4 protein-coding genes are annotated in these 3,105 nt (G+C 70.1%); 2 read left to right on the forward strand and 2 right to left on the reverse strand.

Translation table 11 applies throughout. The features are described 5' to 3' along the window. On the forward strand, positions 1–257 hold a 257-nt coding region (locus NJ376_RS27875), incomplete at its 5' end, for a hypothetical protein (RefSeq protein WP_252956622.1). A gap of 480 nt (positions 258–737) precedes the next feature. Here the strand turns inward: NJ376_RS27875 and NJ376_RS27880 are convergent. After that, complete coding sequence (locus NJ376_RS27880) at positions 738–1,712, reverse strand: tripartite tricarboxylate transporter substrate binding protein (RefSeq protein WP_252956623.1); 975 nt, start codon at positions 1,710–1,712, stop codon at positions 738–740. A gap of 80 nt (positions 1,713–1,792) precedes the next feature. After that, positions 1,793–2,686, reverse strand: a complete 894-nt coding sequence (locus tag NJ376_RS27885) for a LysR substrate-binding domain-containing protein (RefSeq protein ID WP_252956624.1) — start codon at positions 2,684–2,686, stop codon at positions 1,793–1,795. A 125-nt stretch (positions 2,687–2,811) separates the two neighbouring features. Between NJ376_RS27885 and NJ376_RS27890 the strand changes: the two genes are divergently transcribed. Continuing rightward, entirely contained in the window at positions 2,812–3,024 is a 213-nt protein-coding gene (locus NJ376_RS27890; protein ID WP_252956625.1) for a DUF1127 domain-containing protein, read from the forward strand. The last annotated feature ends 81 nt before the right edge of the window (positions 3,025–3,105 follow it).

Genomic DNA, 3,105 nt, shown 5'->3' on the forward strand with positions numbered 1-3,105 from the left:
CCCCCGCAGCAGCGCCGCCCGCGCATCCCACCCCTCCACCTCCCGGCAAAGCAGCAGAACACAAAACCCCAGGCCAAGCCCGCCTCAGCAAACTCAACCAAAAGCACATCCAAACCGAACGTACTTCCAAAAACCAGATACGATTGTTAATGAGCGCGCCATCCGGAATGAACCAGACGGCAATCACCGGAGGGAGCAGAAGCGGACGGCATCCTCAGCGGAAACCATCTTGCTTCACCACCAACCCGGTGATCTGATCCGCTTCGTGAGCGGGGCAGAGATAATGGCGATTTCGCCGTTTCTCGTCAACCCCGTCCGCGCTGCGGTGAGGCGGCTTTTAGGCCCCGGGGCGGGCATGGTCAAGCCCTGCCAAAAGCGCCCACCCGGGCCTGCCCCTCGGCTGTAAGGCCTTGACCAGGCTTGTCCTCCGCCGACCTGGTCCGGTTCGCAGGCGGAATTCGTTCCGGCGCGGCGTCGTATTTTTTGTGTCATGCACAGGCCCGCCGGGAACTTTGGGCGATCTTCCTTGGTGCCATCGCCCTGGGCCCGGGGGCGGCCGGTCCGAGTTCGGTCTGGCTGGAGGCGCGGCCTTGCCGCCGGGACGGTCGCGGGGAGATTGACCCCACCGGTCCTGGGCTCGGGCCGAGAGCCGGTCCCGGCAGGGCTTGCCAGCCTGAACACTCGGAGGCAGCGCCGTCTGCGGGGGCCACGGCACCCCTGCCGGCGCCCCCTGCCCTTCAGCTATCCGCCGTGATGTGGTTGTCGCGGATCACCTTGCCCCATTTCTCGATCTCGCCGCTGAGAAAGCGTCCGCACTCCTCCGGGCTGGAAGCGACGACATCCGCCCCCTGCTCCTCGATCTTCCGCTTCACCTCGGTATCCGCCAGGGCCTGGGCCAGCGCATCCCGCATCCGCCGCAGGATCGGCTCCGGCGTCCCGGCGCGGCCGAGGAAGGCCCACCAGGTCGGCGCCGAGAAGCCGGCGAAGCCCTGCTGCGCGAAGGAGGGCACGCCCGGCACGTGCTGCGTCTCCTTCTCCGTCGTCACCCCCAGCGGTCGCAGGACGCCCGCCCGGATGTGCTGGCTGATGATGACGACATTCGACATGAAGAGCGGGACGTTCCCCGCCACCGCGTCCTGCACGGCCGGTCCGCCGCCGCGATAGGGCACGTGCACCAGCCGGAAGCCGCCCTGCTGCTGCAGCAGGGTGGTGGAGACATGCGCCAGCCCGCCAACGCCGGAACTGGCGAAGGCGATGGTGTCCGGCTTCGCCTTCGCCGCCGCCACCACATCAGCGAAGCTGTGGTAGGGCGTGTTCTGGTGCGCCACCAGCGCCAGCGGCCCGGTCGCCACCAGGCTCACCGGGGCGAAAGCCTCCAGGGTGCGGTAGGGCAGCCGCATCACCGTCTGGTTCGTCGCCTCGTTGTCGTAGGCGAGCATCCAGGTGTAGCCGTCCGCCGGCGCCCGCGCCGCTTCCGTCGCGCCGACCGAGCCGGAGGCGCCGCCCTTGTTGTCGATCACTACCGGGCGCTCCAGCACCTCCGCCAGCTTCGGCTGGAAGATGCGGGCGATGGTGTCGGTGGAGCCACCAGGCGGCCAGGGCACGATGAGGCGGATCGGCCGGTCCGGCCAGCTCTGGGCACGGAGGGCAGGCGCGGCCAGGGGGCTTGCCAAGCCACCGGCGGCCAGGGCGAGCAGGGTGCGTCGCTGCATCGGACATTTCCTCGGCTGTTTCCAAGGCTTATCGCAGCCTGTTCCGGGCCGGGCAATTGGTTCGGCGGTCCCCCGCCGGCTCAGGCGACGCGGCGCTCCCGCCCCTCCGCCACCGGGCCCAGGCGGAAGCCTTCCTCGATATGCGCGGCCAGCGCCTCCGCCACCGCGGAGCCGGGGCCGCGCATCAGCCCGATGGCGAAATCCGGCAGGGGCGGCAGTCCGTCCTCCGCACCCAGGCAGCGCAAGCCCTCCGGCAAGGGCGAGGGCATGGCCACCGTCACCGCCAGCCCGGCCAGGGCCACGGCGAGCGAGCCGGAGAGGGAGGCAGCGGTATAGGCCATGCGCCAGGGCAGGTTCGCGGCATCCAGCGCGGCGATCGCTGCCTGGCGCCAGGAACAGGAGGCGCTGGCCAGTGCCAGGGGCAGCGGGCGGCGCTGGACCGCCTCCGGCGCCCCCACCCAGAGCAGCGGGCCGCGCCACAGCCAGCGCACCCGGGCGCCGGGGGGCTCATTCCCCTCGGAGAGCAGGGTGAGGTCCAGCTCTCCCTCCCCCAGCCTTTCCACCAGCTCGTTGGAGGGGGCGCAGACCACATCCACCTGCACCGCCGGGTGGCTGGCGGCGAAGCGTGCCAGGATGCCGGGCAGCCAGCGTATGGCGTAATCGTCCGGGGAGCCGAGGCGGACCGCCCCCGCCACTTCCGGCTGGCGGAAGGTGGCATGGATTTCGTCATGCAGCGCCAGCAGGCGGCGGGCGCGTTCCAGCAGCCAGAGGCCGTGGGAGGTGGGCTCCACCCCCTTGGGACCGCGCAGCAGCAGGGGCTGGCCGAGCGTCTCCTCCAGCCGGCGGATCTGCATGGAGACTGCGGATTGAGTGCGCCCCACCACCTGGGCGGCGCGGGTGAAGCTGCCGCCTTCGGCGATCAGCACGAAGCTGCGCAGCAGGTCCGGGTCGAGGCCGGGAGGAATGGCGAGCATGGGCGGAGCATCAATGGCGTTGATGGATTACGTCAATGCAATTCGTTTTCCTTATTTCGTTCAGGATCACATCTTTCTTCCGGCTGGGGCCCGAAAGTGTGGCCCCGTTCCGAATGGAGGTCCCCATGGGCATCCTGCCCGCGCTCCGGCTGCACCTGCCGGCCTTCACCTTCTCCCTGCCCCGCATCACGCCCTTCCGGGCGATGTGGCGCGCCATCGCCACCCGCCGGCAACTGGCAGAGATGGATGACCGGATGCTGCGCGACATCGGTATCAGCCGTGCCGATGCGCTGCACGAGGCGGAGCGGGCGCCCTGGGATCTCGGGCGACGGATCTGATTCTCCACGACGTCGCTGCGCGACGCCACGGGCCCCGAGACATTCCCCACGACGTCGCTGCGCGACGCCGCGGGGGCCCCG

The sequence above is a fragment of the Siccirubricoccus soli genome (assembly GCF_024178315.1).
GTDB classification, from domain to species: Bacteria; Pseudomonadota; Alphaproteobacteria; order Acetobacterales; family Acetobacteraceae; genus Siccirubricoccus; species Siccirubricoccus soli.

Bases quoted from the DNA above. Each gene is read 5' to 3' on its own strand.
- NJ376_RS27880 (WP_252956623.1), bottom strand. From the start codon at position 1,712: ATGCAGCGACGCACCCTGCTCGCCCTGGCCGCCGGTGGCTTGGCAAGC.
- NJ376_RS27885 (WP_252956624.1), bottom strand. From the start codon at position 2,686: ATGCTCGCCATTCCTCCCGGCCTCGACCCGGACCTGCTGCGCAGCTTC.
- NJ376_RS27890 (WP_252956625.1), top strand. From the start codon at position 2,812: ATGGGCATCCTGCCCGCGCTCCGGCTGCACCTGCCGGCCTTCACCTTC.